General features: G+C 55.7%; 12 protein-coding genes. 6 read left to right on the plus strand and 6 right to left on the minus strand.

Annotated features, from left to right (window positions below; genetic code table 11):
• Positions 1 to 17: 17 nt before the first annotated feature.
• The 3 genes from ABEA92_RS15275 to ABEA92_RS15285 all read right to left on the minus strand — a co-directional run bounded on the left by ABEA92_RS15275 (position 18) and on the right by ABEA92_RS15285 (position 4,115).
• The gene (locus ABEA92_RS15275) at positions 18 to 2,306 is read right to left on the minus strand and encodes an outer membrane protein assembly factor BamB family protein (protein ID WP_345684716.1); all 2,289 of its coding nucleotides are present in this window, start codon (positions 2,304 to 2,306) and stop codon (positions 18 to 20) included.
• Positions 2,307 to 2,475: 169 nt separating this feature from the next.
• A complete protein-coding gene (locus tag ABEA92_RS15280) occupies positions 2,476 to 2,841 on the minus strand; it encodes a cupin domain-containing protein (protein WP_345684717.1) in 366 nt (121 codons plus the stop codon).
• 866 nt (positions 2,842 to 3,707) lie between these two features.
• Positions 3,708 to 4,115, minus strand: coding sequence for a hypothetical protein (locus tag ABEA92_RS15285; protein ID WP_345684718.1), 408 nt, complete (start codon positions 4,113 to 4,115; stop codon positions 3,708 to 3,710).
• 215 nt (positions 4,116 to 4,330) lie between these two features.
• Between ABEA92_RS15285 and ABEA92_RS15290 the strand changes: the two genes are divergently transcribed.
• Positions 4,331 to 4,570, plus strand: coding sequence for a hypothetical protein (locus ABEA92_RS15290; RefSeq protein ID WP_345684719.1), 240 nt, complete (start codon positions 4,331 to 4,333; stop codon positions 4,568 to 4,570).
• Between the two features lie 246 nt (positions 4,571 to 4,816).
• Positions 4,817 to 6,004: a lipid-A-disaccharide synthase gene (lpxB, locus tag ABEA92_RS15295; RefSeq protein ID WP_345684720.1), complete on the plus strand. Its 1,188-nt coding sequence runs from the start codon at positions 4,817 to 4,819 to the stop codon at positions 6,002 to 6,004.
• Positions 6,005 to 6,351: 347 nt separating this feature from the next.
• On the opposite strand, the gene ABEA92_RS15300 is transcribed toward lpxB, so the two are convergent.
• A complete protein-coding gene (locus ABEA92_RS15300) occupies positions 6,352 to 7,557 on the minus strand; it encodes an esterase-like activity of phytase family protein (RefSeq protein ID WP_345684721.1) in 1,206 nt (401 codons plus the stop codon).
• Between the two features lie 157 nt (positions 7,558 to 7,714).
• Here ABEA92_RS15300 and ABEA92_RS15305 point away from each other — a divergent pair, with 157 nt between their 5' ends.
• Positions 7,715 to 8,464 (plus strand): DsrE family protein, encoded by a 750-nt coding sequence (locus ABEA92_RS15305; protein WP_345684722.1) that lies wholly within the window; start codon positions 7,715 to 7,717, stop codon positions 8,462 to 8,464.
• A gap of 24 nt (positions 8,465 to 8,488) precedes the next feature.
• Here the strand turns inward: ABEA92_RS15305 and proB are convergent, their stop codons facing one another.
• A complete protein-coding gene (gene proB, locus ABEA92_RS15310; protein ID WP_345684723.1) occupies positions 8,489 to 9,661 on the minus strand; it encodes a glutamate 5-kinase in 1,173 nt (390 codons plus the stop codon).
• Between the two features lie 331 nt (positions 9,662 to 9,992).
• Between proB and ABEA92_RS15315 the strand changes: the two genes are divergently transcribed.
• A complete protein-coding gene (locus ABEA92_RS15315; RefSeq protein ID WP_345684724.1) occupies positions 9,993 to 11,606 on the plus strand; it encodes an amidophosphoribosyltransferase in 1,614 nt (537 codons plus the stop codon).
• A gap of 340 nt (positions 11,607 to 11,946) precedes the next feature.
• Positions 11,947 to 12,957, plus strand: coding sequence for a phosphotransferase (locus ABEA92_RS15320; protein WP_345684725.1), 1,011 nt, complete (start codon positions 11,947 to 11,949; stop codon positions 12,955 to 12,957).
• Positions 12,958 to 13,199: 242 nt separating this feature from the next.
• Here ABEA92_RS15320 and ABEA92_RS15325 read toward each other — a convergent pair whose 3' ends face one another.
• Positions 13,200 to 14,255, minus strand: a complete 1,056-nt coding sequence (locus ABEA92_RS15325; RefSeq protein ID WP_345684726.1) for a hypothetical protein — start codon at positions 14,253 to 14,255, stop codon at positions 13,200 to 13,202.
• 527 nt (positions 14,256 to 14,782) lie between these two features.
• On the opposite strand from ABEA92_RS15325, the gene ABEA92_RS15330 reads away from it, so the two are divergent.
• Entirely contained in the window at positions 14,783 to 16,675 is a 1,893-nt protein-coding gene (locus tag ABEA92_RS15330; RefSeq protein ID WP_345684727.1) for a Ros/MucR family transcriptional regulator, read from the plus strand.
• Positions 16,676 to 16,942 lie beyond the last annotated feature (267 nt).

Below are 16,942 nucleotides of genomic sequence, written 5' to 3' on the forward strand. Positions count from 1 at the left end.
GACGTTCGGCAAACGTGCTATTCGTTCGCTGTGACTTCGACGTTGTCGATGTAAATTTCAGCGTCCTTGGCGTTCCCGTAAAGACCTGGGCTCGCATTCAGATTGGGGGACTCGTCACGGGCCGTGATGGTCCATTCTTTGGGCTCGGGTTCGTCACGAGGCCAAACCTTGCCCTTCAACACGGTGACCGATGCCGGTGGTTCGCTTTCGATTTCCGCACGGAATTTCATGCGGTACCAGGTGTCTTCTTTCCATGGAAAGTCGATCGTTTCCGCCATGCGAAGCTGAGCCGACCAGGTTCGGATTTGAAGCTGTTGGCTCTGGCCCATCAAGTCCAGTACATAGCCGTGAGCGGTCAATCCGATGTCAGGCAGCTTGTCGTTGTCGCGAGCCCCGCGAACGTCCGCCGCGATCGTGTATTCCGACAGATCGCTCGGCCCCATCCACGCTCGGCTACGTGCTCCCTTGGGAATGGTCGAGATTTTTACGAGCGCTGGCGATCCATCGACGTCACGAATCACGTGACGATAACGGGCCCCGACCCACGACACCGGTGGGTCTTTCAAACCATCGAACGTGAATTTCCATGGCAATGGGGGAACGATGCGAATACGGGCGGTTCCCGTCGCATCGCCAGCACTGGCGGTAATCACGACGCCAGTGTGCGAGGCGTCAGCGTCAGCGGTAAAGGTCGAACCTTCGATTTTGCCCGCCCCCTGTTTGCCTGCCCCTTGGACTTCGAAGGTCACGTCGGCATCCACGTCCAACGGTTGACCGAGCCGATTGAAGAAACGAGTGCTCAATTGGACCGTTTCACCCGGCTGGACAATCGATTCGGCAGGAACGACCAAGATTTGAGCGAGATCGGGATTCTCGGAAACCGGCGTCTCATCACCCATCGTGCTGGCCATGTCGACGCTCTCTTGGCTGCCATTTTCGGTGGCGACACAGTACAGCGTCTTGGAGCTGGGGAAATACAATCGTCCATCGGCCACGATTGGCGATCCTGCGAAGTCTGCGTCATCGACACGTCCCTTGCTCAGCACCTCGAATCCGTCTTCGGTCGGTTTGACGACCGCCCAGCGGCCGTTTTCGGTCAAGACATAGATTTTGTCGTCGGCGTACAGCAGGGCACTGCGTTGGCGGCTGCCTACAAAGGCTTTACGTTCGACGACCGTTTCGCCGGTTTCCGCATCAAAGATCCACATTTTACAGCGGTCGTCGACTAGGTAGACGCGGCCATCGACAAACACGGGTTCGCTGTAACCGGCGACGACTTCTTCGCGACGCCACAGTTCTTCGACCTTGGTTTCATCCCCGGTGCCCGAGACTTTCATGGCGACGATGGCCCCCATCGAGCTACCCGAGACGTTTTCTTCGCTATGGGCGGCGAAAACTTTGTCGCCCACCACCAGCGGCGTGGCGTAAATTCCGCGGCGGGAAATCTGTTTGTTCCACAGCGGTTTGCCTGTGCGGGGTTGGAAGCCCCAAATCGCACCGTCGCCTGCCCCCAGAATCAGTTGGCGTTGGCCTTCGATCGTGACCAAACTCGGAGCCGAGTAGGTGGTGTCGTACGGCAAGTCGCGGGTGCCGCTGAACCAGACGATTTCGCCGGTTCGTTTGTCCAATCCCAGCAATCGATGGTTTGGTTTGGCAAATTCGCCCCAATTGATGATGATCCCGCTGATAATCACCAAATCTTCGTGGATGATCGGGAAATTGGTTCGCCCGCCGTAGGTGCTGAGCATTCCGAATTGTTCGTGCAGCGGAATCTGCCATACCGTTTCACCGGTTTCGCCGTTGATGCACAGGAAAATATCGCAAGCGCCTAGCACATAGACGTTGCCGGTTTCCTGGTCGCCGACGACGCTGCTCCATCCGATTCGCTCGGCAGGAACATCGGAAAGCCAAACGTTGTATTGGTTTTCCCAAAGCGTCTCGCCGGTTTTGGCATCCAAGCAGACCACTTTTTCGGATTCACGCTCGGTTCCTGGCAACGCTCGCTGGATCGTGTAGAGCCGCTGGTTCATCACGATTGGCGTGCAGGGGCCGCCGATGTCTTCGCGTTTCCACAGCACATTGCTGCCGTCGCCCCCATCGGGATCCCAGTCTTCGGCCAAATTGGTTGCTTTGGCGGAACCGTCGTAGTGAGGTCCTCGCCAATAAGGCCAATCGGCGTTTTCCGCCTGGGCCGACTGCGGAACACTGATCGCGGCAATGGCAACGATCAGCAGGGCTAGCATCGAACTGGCTAACCAGCTCTCGCGCTTTCGGAAAAGCGACGGCGTTTGAAACAGAGATGGCATCGAAACTCTCTTGAGGGAAAGGTCGTTGTGGTTGTTCGTGTTCTGCGACAAATCGCTTGGGCGTTTTACGGGGGCGGTTCAGCCGTGCCGTACTCGGCGTGTCGAGCCACCGGGACATCGGTCCGCGTCAATTACCCGTCATTTACGGGGAATTGACCGATCCGATTCTTCACTGCGGGTCAAAGTGTTCGTCGCTCGCGTCAAAGTTAGGAGTACTGATAATGACCGTTTTCATCTCGCCAACCGCCCGATGACGTACGCCCGTCGGGATCAGGATAGCAGTTAAAGGGCGAACCGGGTGGAGGACTCCATCGAGTTCGATCGCTGCATCGCTTTCGCATTCCAGTACGATGTAAACCTCAACATGTTCATTATGGTAGTGCGTGCGAGCGGATTGGGTGATCTGCGTTAAATGGACTGTGCCGGGAAACTCGGGGCGATCGGCGAATGCGCGACGCGCGGTGCCACACGGGCACGGCACCGCAGGCAATGCTGTCAAATCAACGAGTTGTGGGGCCGTTTTCGCTCGGTTCACTGCGACTATCGTAGGGATGGCGGTTCGTTTGGGGGGGATGGCTCGCTGATGGTCGAGCACAACGGCGAATCGTCGGGGGGTAATTGCTTGCCACTAAGTTCATTCGAACCAAAGTGGCGTCGTGGGGGGATTCAAAAGTTCGGGCAGAGGGCGTTGCACCGGGGGGAAAGCGGAAATGGGGCTTAGCCAATCTGGAAAAATGGCGGCAAAACCTCGTATTCCCATTAGTTTATACCGATCTTACTTAAGATGCCATGCGCAGAATGGTCACAGTCGGATTTGCTGGAATATGGAGTCGGGTTTACCTAGCCGTCAAACCCTTCCAAGCGGCTGAAAATCGCTCGGATCACTGATTCTCGAGGCACCGAGCGCCGATATCGTTATTGTCCCGCTAACGAAGGCTTCACATCAACGAAGGTGACGTCGGATTTGGCGAGGCAAAATAGAAGGCTTTGATATCGGATGTCGAAGCGACCAGGTATTTCGACCCAAAAAGAACTCGATCGTTCGAGTGCATCCCTGCCACGATCAGATTCATCTCGGATCGCGGCGGTGATGGTTTCAGGTTCACAACAAGCTAACGAAGTCGGCGGGCCGGGTGCTCGCACCCGAAACCGTTAGGGTTTGTTGAAACAGTAATAAGGTGTGATCGTCGGCGACTTCGTTCGACGACTGGATCTTCTGCTTACCTGAAAAACGAACGATCAGACCTCTTTAAAGAAATGCCGACCAACACCCCGCAGAAAATGGCATAAAGGGAGACGTGGCTCCAATGAAGCGGACAATCTTAACTTTGACCCTCGTATTGGGTAGTTCAATTTGTAGCCAAAGCTTTGGATTCGATCTGTTGGATCGAATGCTTGGCATTAAAGGCTGTGGCAGCACTGCAAGCTGCTGCGATGCACCAACATATGACTGTGACAGCCCTTGTGGCTGTGACGTAGAACCAGCATGCGGCTGCGAAGCTCCTGCATGCGGTTGCGAAAAATCGGGCTGCGGCCTGCTTTCGGGCGGCCACAAGCTGCTCGGCGGCCACTGCGGCGAGCCAGCATGCGGTTGCGAAGCACCCGTGTGTGACTCCGGTTGCGAAACGCCTGCTTGCGGATGTGCAGAACCCGCTTGCGGTTGCGAAGCACCATGCAGCAAGAAGCTGGGTTGCGGCCTGTTCGGTCACAACAAATCGGCTTGCGGATGTGCTGAGCCCGCTTGCGGTTGCGAAGCACCCGTCTGTGGCGGATGTGAACCAGCACCTGCTTGTGGTTGCGAAGTTGCACCGGAATGTGGCTGCGAAGTCAACGCATGTGACTCGGCTTGTGGCAAGAAGAGCTGCGGCGGTTTGCTGTCGAAGCTGTTCTCGCACAAGAAGAGCTGCGGATGTGACTCGGGCTGCGAAGTTGCACCCGCTTGTGGCTGCGAAGCTCCTACCTGTGGCTGCGAAGTTGCTACCTGCGACAGCGGATGTGACAGCGGTTGCAAACGACCTGGTCTGTTGACCAAGTTGTTCGGAAACCTCGGCTGCAACAAAGGTTGTGACAGCGGCTGCGACGTCGGATGCGACAGCGGCTGCGGATGCGGAGCTCCTGCTCCCTACCAATCGGCTCCTTATCAATCGGCTCCTGCTCCAGCAATGGACGCAGCTCCGATGCCACCAGCACCGATCGTTGATCCAAGTGCCAGCGTGACCACCAAGCGTCGCGTCATTCAAGCTAGTGCAAGCTACGTTCGCTGAAAAATGCTTACAAAGGTAGCCCACTAAGCTATTAGACGTGACCTAAACGACCCGGTCGGGGAATTTCCCTGACCGGGTCGTTTTTTTTTGCTTTCATCGATTGTTTGCTATCAATCAATTTCAATCGGGACGCAACTATTCGCATTGACGCGGACTCGCGAATTTTCTAGCTATGTCTATCGAAAAATTGCACGCGTTCCGATCCCCTCCGGTCGCCTCGTTTCACCAACCCGATCCCGCGAAGACATGTCCAAACGCATCTTCTTTTCTGTTGGTGAACCCAGTGGCGATCAACATGCCGCTCGGTTGATCACGCATTTGAAGCAATCGTATCCCGAAATCGAAACGACCGGTTTCGGTGGCGAAGCGATGCAGGCCGCCGGTTGCGAGATCGAATTGGATCTGACCAAACACGCCGTGGTGGGAATCCTCGAAGTCCTGCCAAAACTTCGCGAGTTTTTTGGCTTCGCCGATCAAGCCGAGGCGATTTTCAGATCAGGCGAAATTGATGCGGTCGTGTTGGTCGATTTTCCTGGGTTCAATTGGCACATCGCCAAACGCGCCAAACGCTACGGCATTCCAGTCTACTATTACTGCCCGCCCCAATTGTGGGCTTGGGGCGGTTGGCGAGTACGCAAGATGCGTCGGTTAGTCGATCATGTATTGACCGTCCTGCCGATCGAACAGACCTACTTTACCCAACACAACATCCCTGCCACCTACGTCGGGCACCCGTTCTTTGACGCGGTCGCATTGGCGGAACTCGACGAACAATTGCTATCGCGATTTGCCAAGCAGAGCGAGTCGGGCGATCAACTGGTCGCCGTTCTGCCTGGTTCACGGACTCATGAAGTTCATCGCACATGGCCCGTGATGCTCGAGTCGATTCGTCAATTGGCCAAGTCCGAGCCGTCCGCAAAATTTCTGGTCGCAGCCTATCGCGATCGTCACTGTTTATGGTGCCGCAATCAATTGACCGCTGCGGACGCCGATCTGCCGATCGAATTTTATGTCGATCGCACCAGCGAAGTGATCGAAGCGGCACGGTGTGCGATGATGGTTAGCGGTTCGGTCAGTTTAGAGTTGATGGCGCGGCGAACTCCCGCCGCGGTCACCTACCGGATCGGCCGGTTTCTGTACGCATTTGCCAAAATGGTGGTCAAGCTGGACTCGATCACGCTGCCGAACTTGATGAGTCCTCGCAAAGTGTTCCCCGAGTTCATCTCGGTCGGATCCACTCAGCCGGCGGTTGATTTTCTGACGCAATCGGTTGGCGCGATGCTGCACGACGAATTCTATTATCGTCAAACACTCAAAACGATTGACGAACTGTGTCAACAGCACGCTGGCGGCGGTGCCACCGCAAAAGCAACCACTTGGATCGGAGAGAACGTGCTAGGCCACCGCGACGAAGCCATTCGCCGCGCCGCCTAACCGCCCCGCAATCCCCGTAGCGGAAGTCGTCAAGACTTTCGTCCCGCAATCCCCGTAGCGGAAGTCGTCAAGACTTTCGGCCCGCAATCCCTGTAGCGGAAGTCGTCAAGACTTTCGACCCGCAATCCCTGTAGCGGAAGTCGTCAAGACTTTCGACCCGCATCGGAAACCGTGAACGGCTTGTTGACTTAGTGCAGTTTCCTGCAGCGAGGGGTGTATGATGGACTTCCTAGTCCGTCGTACGACCAAATCAACAAGCCGCCAAAACTTTCCTGAATCGCCAAGCAAATCGAAACTCTTGACTCGCTTCGCGATGACCCAAGACGTCGTTTCTAAAGTCGACGTCCTTAGCGGTCCAAGCCGTCGATGGCGAAGCAGTAGATTTCGGTTTGGATCGACTTCTCAAAATCGTTGTCACAGCACACCCATAGCGTGCGGCGACCATCGGGCAAGCGAGGTCCCCAGCACAGGCCTTCGGGTTTCTCGTGAGCGTGTTCGCCCCCCAATCCAAATTTGGGGTCGAGCAAATCGATAAAGAGGCTCTTGTGTGCCGGGGTCACCGACGACGGCAGGTCCGTTTTAGGCAGCGATTCAATTCGCGTCACGTCGGTGGCCTCGGTGGTGTCGATCAAGAAGATCGCTTTCGTCTTGGCTTCACGCCCGGCCTTGCTGTCACGTTCAAGCACGAGAAAGCGATCTTCGTCGACCGCCAAGATCTCGCTCGTTCCGCTGGCAAGGTTGTCTAATTGGTAGACGATTTCGCTTATGCAGTTGTGATTGCCGTCAAAGACCACGCAGCGGCAATTCAGTCCAATGCAATATCCGTTTTCGATCACCGCGTCTTGGATCAGCGGGCTTTGCGGAAGGGCGATCATGCGACTGCCGCTCGGGGTGACGGCGATTCCTTCCAAACCGCGGTTGCTGTACACGCCCTTTGTATAGACGCCGTCTTCCACCGCTCGCAAACGGAACTTGTCGGGCACCGTGAATTCATTCGAGATCCGTCCCGACTCGTCAACGACAACGATATGAGGCCCATACTCGTCGCTGATCAACAGCGACTTGTCGGGCAACAGTCGTACGCTCTCAGGATCAAACGCGGTCCAAACGGGATGTGGGGTTGGAGAATTCAAGCACTTTTCATGGGCCTCGATCGAACCGACAAGCGGTTCGCCGGTCGGTGTGCTGAGCATTCGCGTCGTTTTCAGCGCGAAGCCGATGGATTTTGATGCTGGGTCGACGGTGATTTCGGCTTCATGGTAACGGCACTGATAGTTCACCTCGCCATCGCCCGCCCCGCGATCGGCCAGCAGCAAGAATCGGTTGCCGATGCCGGTGTATTCGATCCCCGACAGACCACCGAATTGGTTTGACGGCGAGCCGTCTTCAAGCGGGGTGTCATCGTGGCTGAGGTCGTGTTGATCGCCATCGATCGCGACTTTTCCAATCAGTTCAATCTCAGGCGTTGCCGCGGGGACCGCTGCACCGCCCAAACCCAACGTTGCAATTCCAATGCTCAAAAATGATCGAATCAGGCCCGTTTTACAGGTCATTATGTGTACCAGCAAAAGAACAGAGGAGTGAGTGGAAGCGACAATCGTTCCATGCTCGCGCAGGAAGAGAAGCCAAACCCTGCGATCGGTTGATCGAGCGGGATTATGTAAAAGCTTGGCGAAAATCCGATGTTGGAAATGTGAAGATTGCGCGAAGGTGCACGTGCGCTGGATGCAGTACCGGGTCGAACAGACCAAGCCGATTCGCATGCGCGACCCGTTGTTCGCGGAAATCTTTCGCCATACCGATCAGATCAAAATGGTCCGCGTCGACACGGACAAGGGCGTTCGCGTCACCGAAACATCGGATGACCCGTATATCGTAAAATTAATCAAAGCTCACGCCCAAGCTGTTTCTGGTTTTGTTGCCAAAGGGTTCCCGCAAGCCATGAAGAATCATCCCGTGCCAGAAGAGACAGCGGCGGATCCGCCCAAGTATTCGCACCCGGCGATCGCCAAGTATGGCAAAGTCGTCTCGCTGCCGGACGCTACGCAGCAACCTCGCGACGGCAGCTGCATCGTTGTCGATGTCACCCAAGGCGGCGAGCCGGACAAACTGAACTCTGCGTTGGATAAGGTCGCTCGCTTTGTCAACATCTACCGAGGTGCTGGCAAGAAGCCGGCCCAGGTCGACATCGCCGTTGTCCTTCACGGCGATGCGACGTTGACCATTTTGAACGATGACGCCTATGCCGCTCGGTTTCAAACCAAAGGCAATCCCAATCTTGATTGTTTACAGGCACTGCACGAAGCCGACGTTCAGATCTTTGTTTGCGGCCAGTCGCTGATTGGTAGCAAGGCCAAGCCGGACCAGGTCGTGGTGTTCGCCGACGTCGCCGTGTCGGCACTGACGTCTTTGGTCAATCTGCAAACCGAAGGCTACGCCTACGTGCCGCTGGGCAAGTAGGCGGTCAGTCTCGCCAGCGGCTGGCTACGCGAACTCGCCGTTGCGAGTCAGCACGAGGTTGTCGCGGTGGACCACATTCTCGTAGGGACAGTGGCCGATCAACTCGCCGATTTGGTCGCTCGGTTTGCCTAGGATCTTTTCGAGTTCGCTTGAGCGGTAATTGCAAAGCCCACGCGCGATCTCGTTGCCGTTGGGATCGTGCAGCGCCACCACGGCTCCTCGTTTGAACGTTCCCTTGACCGATTTGACGCCGACGGGCAAAAGGCTTTTGCCATTCTCCCAGACCGCCTTGGCTGCTCCGGCATCGATATGCAGAACCCCTTCGACTTTGGCCGAACCTCCGATCCAGCGACGTCGTCCCTTGATCGTTTTTTCGGTCGGCAGAAAAAGAGTGCCCACGTTTTCACATGCAAAAATCTTGTCCAGCACCGCGTCGTCATGCCCGGGTGCGATGATCGCCGTGTGGCCGTGGGAGGCGGCGATTTTTGCCGCTTCCAATTTGCTGGTCATGCCCCCTTTGCTGACATTGCTCAGTTTGTCTTTGGCAAGACTGAGGATCGAATCGTCGATGCGTGGGACCAATTCGATTCGTTTGCTGTTGGGATCATTCGGCGGCCCGTCATACAGCCCGTCGATATCTGAAAGGATGATCAGCAATGTGTCGGTCAGCAGTCCGGCCACACGGGCGGCCAACCGGTCGTTGTCCCCAAACGTCGTTGTCAATTCACGCACCGCCACCGAATCGTTCTCGTTGACGATCGCGATCGCGCCATATTCATGGATGCGGCTTAGCGCATTTCGAACGTGCAGGTAGGCGCTGCGGCGGCGAAGGTCCGATGCAGTCAATAAGACTTGAGCGGCATGACGGCCACGTGCGGCGATACTCGATTCGTAGGCCTGGATCAGGTCGGTTTGGCCAATCGCGGCAACGGCCTGCAGTTGCGAGACGACTTTGGGCCGCGTCGTCAGCCCCAGCTTGCCGACGCCGGCGCCGACCGCGCCGCTACTGACCATGACGGTTTGCCGCCCCGTGTCGGCGATGCGACAAAGTTGCGCCGAAAGTTTCTCGATACGATCCCGGTCCAGTTTGCCGTTGGGGGTGGTGAGGACCCTCGTCCCCACCTTCACCACGACACTACGTGCTCGCTGGATCGCAGATTTTCGGTGCGCTAAATACTCGTTTTCAGCTTGGTTCATCGGAAAAACGATTCCTTGATGACTTTAAAATGGGCAGCCGTTGTGAGGCTGCGGAGGGTTCGGAAATAAGAGGTGCGGCCCTGCGTACGGGCGAGTCAGACTGCATATTGCTGGTAAATTTCAGCAATGGATGCGGAACACGTCGCCCTTTTCACCAGGAAATAGCAGCTTCATGCCACCGCAAGAAGATTGAATTGTGTTGGGGAATCGACGACCTTGGAAGCCCAGCGTACATTTCATGTAGACTTGATGAAGCAGCATCGATCGAGAATCGTTGCTCCTTTAGCCGAACCATCCGCCTCTTCATCTTCCTCAGAACGAAGCATCTGATATGAGCGAATTACATCACGAGTGTGGTGTTGCTGCCATTTACCACCTGTCGGGACGCGGCCGAAGCCCGCTGTGTACCTCCGATGGGCCACGCCACATCTCGCGGTTGTTGCCTCGAATGTTGCTGGATATCCAAAATCGAGGCCAATTGGCTGCCGGGATGACGACGTTTGATCCCGCACGTCCTTCGATTCTGAGAACCCGCAAGGACGTCGGTACGGTGACCGAAGTTTTTCGGTTGAATCACCGTGCTAAATCCGAATCCTTGATGAAACATTTGGCCGGACGCGCCGCGATCGGCCATGTTCGCTACGCCACCTGTGGCCAAGATGACCGCAGTTACGCTCAACCGTTCGAGCGAAAACATATTCACAAACGGAAATGGTTCAGTTTCTGTTTCAACGGCCAATTGGCCAACTACGGTCTGCTGAAAGAACGACTGCTCGCCGATGGCGATCATCATTTGTCGCTCGATACCGACACCGAAATCATCTTGCACGAATTCGGTCGTCTGTTGAGCCAAAAACCCGATCGAATGGAATGGATCGATGTGCTGCGTGAAGCCACGGCCAGTTTTGATGGGGCTTACAGTTTGGCGTTGTTGACCGCCGAAGGCGAGATGATCGTCGCGCGAGATCCATTGGGTGTCAAACCGATGTGTTACGCCAACGAAGGCCCATTGTTTGCCGCCGCCAGCGAAAGTGTGGCGCTGTTGAATCTGGGGTTCTCCGATGACCAAATCAAATCCTTGGCTCCTGGGCATGCGATCATCATCCATCCCGAAACGGGATTTCGGATCGAGCGTTTTGCCGAAGAAAGATCGCCCGCCCACTGCTTCTTTGAATGGATCTACTTTGCCAACGTCGCCAGCACGTTGGATGATCGAAGTGTCTATCTGAGCCGTACGCATCTCGGCGAAGAACTAGCTCGTGCCGAACGCGCCCTTGGTCGTGTGCCATTGGATTGTGAAAACACGATCATCGTTCCGGTGCCTGACACCAGCAAAGCGGCAGCCGACGCGATGGCGTTTGAGTTGTCGATCCCCTGCCGCGAAGGTTTGATTCGAAATCGCTATGCCGGCCGAACGTTTATCGAAGGTGGCGGCGCGCGAAAGGCCAAGGCATCAGCGAAATACACGCCGCTTCGCGAAGTGCTCGAAGGCAAAACGGTGATCTTGGTCGAAGACTCGATCGTCCGCAGTACCACGATGAACGTCTTGTTGGACCGAATCCGCGAAGTCGGCGGCGCCAAAGAGATCCATGTTCGTGTCGCCTGTCCGCCGATCGTCGCGCCCTGCTTCTACGGGATCGACATGAGTACGATCGATCAGTTGATCGCACCAAAATACTTTGGCATCAACGGCGAATTGAGCGACGAGTCCCAGCAGCGATTGGCCGATGATCTCGGAGCCGATTCGCTACGTTACCTGCCCGTCGACGCGATTGCGCGTGCGATTGGACTGCCCGAAGAAAAGTTGTGTCGTGCTTGTGTGACCGGAAATTACCCGACCGAATGCGGCCAACATCTTTACCAAATCGCGTTGGACAATCGCGGCAGCAACATCGATTCCAAGCGAACCTACGAACAGCTCGCCGCAGCATTGCAACAGAGCTAGTCTGTCGAACAGCTAAGCTTTTGAGCTTGTAGTGGTTTGTAGGTTGCGCAATCTTCCAGCCACCTCTCCCGGCGAAGCTGGGAGAGGTCGAACGGGCCTTTCGGCCTCGTTCGGGTGAGGGCGACCGCGCAACCTAGCTTGCCGCTCGCCACAGCTTACGCACGTTGGCACAGAGGCGTCGCCCTCAACCGCGCATCACTGAAGGCTCTGCTCGACCTTTCCCAAACTGCGTTTGAGAGAGCCAGCAGTACAGTGGTGTTAAGACACACGCTCATTCAGTAACCTCTTCGTCGACGGCGAGGTCACTGCGAAATTAGCGAAAACAAAAAACACCGCCCCCATGAAACTTGATCCGTCACTTCAATCGCTTGTCCTACGGGCCACGTCCGCCAGCGGCGTGAGCGATGCGGCGCTGATTCAATCGCTGTGGAGCGGCTATGGCAAGATCCTTCGCGTCCCGTTGACGTTCAGCGACACCGATCCCTCGCACCCCGCATCGGTCATCGTCAAACATGTCTCGCCTCCATGCGAGCAGCAAGGTTCGCCGGGGGCCTCGCATCCTCGCGGCTGGAACACCGATCAATCGCACCAGCGAAAAGTTCGCTCCTACGACGTCGAGGCAAGCTGGTATCGCGAGTATAGCGATCGCTGTGACGCGGCCTGCCGCGTCCCTGCATGCTTGCTCGCCGAATCGTTCGATGGCCAGTGGGTGTTTGTGCTCGAAGACCTGGATGCATCCGGGTTCGCCACGCGGAAATCGCATCTTGATCGTGACGGCGTGTTTGTCGTGTTGGCATGGTTAGCCCACTTTCACGCAACGTTTCTGTGCGAACCGCTTGAGGGTTTGTGGCCGGTCGGGACGTATTGGCATCTGGCGACTCGCCGCGACGAATATCAAGTGATGCAGTCGGGGAAATTGAAAGCGGCCGCTGCGGCGATCGACGCCCGCTTAAACGCGTGTCGTTTTCAGACGGCGGTGCATGGAGACGCCAAGGTCGCCAACTTCTGTTTCTCGGCCGACGGGACGCGGACCGCCGCCGTTGACTTTCAGTATGTCGGCCGCGGTTGTGGCATGAAGGACGTCGCCTATTTTCTTAGCAGCTGCATCTCCGAAGCCGAATGTGAGCGTAATGAATCGGTCTACCTCGATTTCTATTTTCGAGCCTTGCGTCAATCGCTCGCGTCTCGAAACAGCACGGTCGATGGTGATGCGCTCGAATCCGAGTGGCGTGCGATGTATTCATTTGCCTGGGCCGACTTCACGCGGTTTTTACTCGGATGGTGCCCCGGGCATCACAAACTGAATCGTTACAGTCGACGCATCACTGAGCAAGTCCTGGCGGAGTGTTAGCTCGGGTGTATCAACACGATGTAACGTCGGGCTTTCTAAGGACGTTCGGAACAATAAATGGTGGACGGTAGTGGACGAGGCAACGAGTCCTGCAGTTTCACTGAGCCAAAAAGGACTCGTTGCCTCGTCCACTACGGAAGACGTCGCCCGTTATTCTTCCGACGGTCCTAAGCAGGTCGTTCGGTGTATACCGCTGAAGCGTCGGCTCAGACCATCATGTGGAATGACTCATATTGTCCTGCTTAATTCGTTGGTTCGTCTTTAGGCAGGATTTCTTCAGGGGTTTTCCAGGGGGTGCCCGCCAAGTAGCCACCCGGTTTCGCAAACGTGTCAAAGTAAAAATCATACAGCGGAGAAAACTGCAAGCGAAAATCTTCGGAATCGCAATCGAAGAAATCGTCGGGGATCTCTTTGCCGAGACGCCAATCGAATACCCAGTTATGTTGCTCTTTTGTAAGCCCAGTGAACAATCCGCCTGCCGCTGCGTTGATCACATAAGGCAGATACTTTCCCGATCCCGTGTGCTTCTTCCACTTGATCTCCGTCTCTCCGTAAAGATGCGGATGCTCTTTCGAAGTGCTGGTGTATTTAACGTGTGTCGGTAAATAGCCATACGCCTTCGATTGTGTTAGCTCGATGTCGAAATTCCCATAAGGCTCGTTCAGTTGCCATTTGCTGCGGATGTCCCCCTGAGTGATCGTTTCGGCTGATAGAAGCTTGCTCTTGGTGAAAAAAATCCGTTCGATCCATCCATACTGATTCATTGGGTTCCTTAAGAACATCGGATGCAGCACAAGGTCATCAAATGGGTCGAAGCCAATCGATTCGACGAGATTCTTCTCAAGGAAGTTTTTAGTCGTCTCGTCTTTCTGTCGCACCTTGTAGCCGCGGGCCGATGCACTGCCGTAATTTGCCTTCATTACCAAGCCGCACTGTAAAAGCTCCCTCCAAAACTGGCACTCATAGGGGCGATTGGTCTGCTCGACGCCAAGCACAGCACCGCTTGCCACGTATTTGAATGACGTCGACTTCAATCTCGCTTGCAGGTCATAAATGCGATTGATCCTCAAAGGCACGCGGCTTTTTATCGACGCATCGTAGGATTTGTGTGACTCGCCTGTCACCATCAGTGTATAGCGTTTGAGTACGTCGTCTCGCAGTAGCGTCAGATCCGTAATTCCCTGATAGACAAGATCAACCGTGTCCTGATCGCTTTTCGATTCCTCGCCCCAAAGGCTTGCCGCCAAGATGGGCTGGCACAACAAGAAAAGAAAAGTGGCTAAAGTGCGAAATCGCATTGGTTTTCCCTGCAAGCTTCATGGAATCGCTGTCGTGGGGAGTGGTCGACCCCTTCCGCCGATAGCGGTGATGCTAACGTATGGGATTTGCGAGTCAAGCAAATGCTGCGGAGTGTTCGTCGGCTCTCTGCAAAGCGTTGTTGCGGTCACGCCTTGAATCTCACCTTCGTCGGAAAGTCTTCAAGCGGGGTGCTTTTCTAAAACACGACAGAAAGATTGATGCGACAGAAAAATTTTTTCACCGCGACGAAACCTTCTCTTTTTTTCCGTCGCATTAATGTTTCTGTCCGTAGGGTAAAAGCATTCGTGAATGCCGGTACCGTGTTTGGTGTTCAAGTGAAGGAGCCACGCCATGCGAGTGCGTATAGGAAAATGACTGTTTCCCCCGAGCACTTTGTATTCCTGGCACTTTGTGTCGACGCACCCCCGGAATTTGCCTGTGACATTGGCAATCCGTTAAACTTCGGAATGCGAATTCAACTGCGGTAGATCGATTGGGGTGTGCGGTGCCACAACCATCAGGTGCAATGATGCGAAAAAAAGAAGTGCTCGCAGCGATTCGGCGACGATATCGTGACCGCCAACCTCTGAACGTGTCCACGGTCAAACGCGAGGATCCTGAGCTGGTGGCCGCCGTGTACGATGTGACGCCGTACTGGGGTTGGAAACAAGCGTTAGCGGACGCGGGGCTGTCTTACCAATCAATTCGAATCGAGGTTCGTGAAACGGTCCAGTGCCAATTGTGTGGGAAATCGTTTCGCTCGTTGCTGGGGCATTTGCGAATCCACGAAACCGACCCGGAAGACTACCGCGTCAAATACCCGGACGCGGAAATCGTATCCGAGTCGATGCGTCAAGCGTCGATGGGGCCTCGTTGCAAAATGCCAGCCCCTTGGCTACCGCACTGGGAACCCATTTATACACCCGAGTATGTACTGGACCGTGTGAAGGAGTACGCGGATCAAGGCATATGGATGGAATTGTCAACGATTGAGCGGTTAGATGCTTCGTTGCTTCGTGCGGTTCGATACCATTTGGACGTCAGCTGGGATGATGCCTTGCGATGGATCGGGTTGGATCCAGTCGTCTATCGGGGATGTTACCGGCCCGATGATTTTTCGTTGGCGGATCTGCAGGCGTTTTTAGAGCAGCGCCGCGCGGCGGGCCTGCTCAGTACTCCGGCAGCACTGTTTGCAACCTATGATGATCGTCATCGTCGTCCGCGAGTGTTCACTTGGGCGCTGCAGCGGTACGGCAACTGGTCCGCGGCACTTGATGCCGCAGGCGTCGATCGATCGGACCCGCTGTTTGGCGGTGATCGGTATCTGACAAAAGAGAGTGTGATCGAAGACCTGCAGCGATTGCAGCACGAGTTGCCGGATATGTCACATACCACCGTCAGTCTGTTGCCCTACGGGATACAGTTGACCGGAGCAGCTACCCGGTACTATGGCGGTTGGGACGCCGCCTTGGACGCCGCAGACATTCCCGTTGATATTCGCCGCCGCATGGCGACTTACGATTCGGCGGACGAAGTCGTTGCGGGGATCACCCATCGATTGGAAAATGAATTCAGTGTTGCACCGCTAGATGTTTTCTTTGGCGCTCGTAGCGACATCCAATTGTGGAAAGCGGCGTTTCGTTTTTTCTCCAGCTGGCGATCTGCGGTGGTCAAATCAGGCGGCACATCCGCTCAAGTAAAGCAGGCGGCTGACACACCGCTGGGGACTCGGGCCAAGGTGCTTCGCGAGCTGCGACGGCGAAGCCATGATGTTCGCCAATTGGCTATCACCAGTCTGACCAGTGATGTTGCCGACAAACAACTTCATGCCATGGCATCGGGTTTTTTCGGTGATTGGCAATCCGCCGTGCGAGCGATTGGCGTCGATCCGAAATCCTATCATCAATGGAACTTGACGCCCCACCGAAAGTATGCGGATAAGGAATCGTTGTTGAAGGAAATTCGGCGACGCCGGCGGGCGGGCGAACCGTTGCACGCTCGCGGATTGACCAGCGGCGAACACGTCGATGTCCCGCTGCTGTACACCGCGCGTAAGATGTTCGGAGATTGGGAATCGGCGATCCGTGCTGCGGGTATCGACTACGACACGATCGTTCGCAAACGACAAGACTATGATGCGTACCGTGACCGTGTGTATCGAAGTTACACGTCGGCCGACCAAGTGACGCAGGAACTGAAGCGGCGTCATGCCGAGGGAATGCCGCTGAATGTGCGGGCGGTGACCCACAGCAAAGAGGAAGAGTATCGTGATTTTGCACTCTTTCGTGCCGCCAAAGAGTACTTTGGTTCATGGGAGGCGGCGCTAACCGATGCGGGGATCGACGTCGAGTCGATCCGCCCCGCTTGGGTGACCAAACGTGCCGAACGGCTGCGTCAAAAACAGCAGCGATCGCCTTGAAAACCTTGCCGACTGCCATTCCACGGCATGTGCCATCGCAGCCGTGTCTGATCACTGCCTTCGCCCCAAGGTGGTGACGCGTCTTTGCGAGGTGCCCCGCTGCGCTCTGGCGAGCATTGCATACCGAATGCAAGTGCCGTCCGCCAACAATATCACGTCATTCCGAGGCGGTCTTGTACCACCGAGGTCGTCCAGACGATTAGAATTGTGTGGCAGTGAGCGAGGGGGACAGGTTCGAGTCGAAACTGGGGTGTCGTTCGCTGCAAA

Origin of the sequence: Novipirellula caenicola, from assembly GCF_039545035.1 — a bacterium.
Lineage (GTDB): Bacteria > Planctomycetota > Planctomycetia > Pirellulales > Pirellulaceae > Novipirellula > Novipirellula caenicola.

Bases quoted from the DNA above. Each gene is read 5' to 3' on its own strand.
- proB (WP_345684723.1), bottom strand. From the start codon at position 9,661: ATGAACCAAGCTGAAAACGAGTATTTAGCGCACCGAAAATCTGCGATC.
- ABEA92_RS15330 (WP_345684727.1), top strand. From the start codon at position 14,783: ATGATGCGAAAAAAAGAAGTGCTCGCAGCGATTCGGCGACGATATCGT.
- ABEA92_RS15320 (WP_345684725.1), top strand. From the start codon at position 11,947: ATGAAACTTGATCCGTCACTTCAATCGCTTGTCCTACGGGCCACGTCC.
- ABEA92_RS15275 (WP_345684716.1), bottom strand. From the start codon at position 2,306: ATGCCATCTCTGTTTCAAACGCCGTCGCTTTTCCGAAAGCGCGAGAGC.
- lpxB (WP_345684720.1), top strand. From the start codon at position 4,817: ATGTCCAAACGCATCTTCTTTTCTGTTGGTGAACCCAGTGGCGATCAA.
- ABEA92_RS15315 (WP_345684724.1), top strand. From the start codon at position 9,993: ATGAGCGAATTACATCACGAGTGTGGTGTTGCTGCCATTTACCACCTG.
- ABEA92_RS15300 (WP_345684721.1), bottom strand. From the start codon at position 7,557: ATGACCTGTAAAACGGGCCTGATTCGATCATTTTTGAGCATTGGAATT.
- ABEA92_RS15325 (WP_345684726.1), bottom strand. From the start codon at position 14,255: ATGCGATTTCGCACTTTAGCCACTTTTCTTTTCTTGTTGTGCCAGCCC.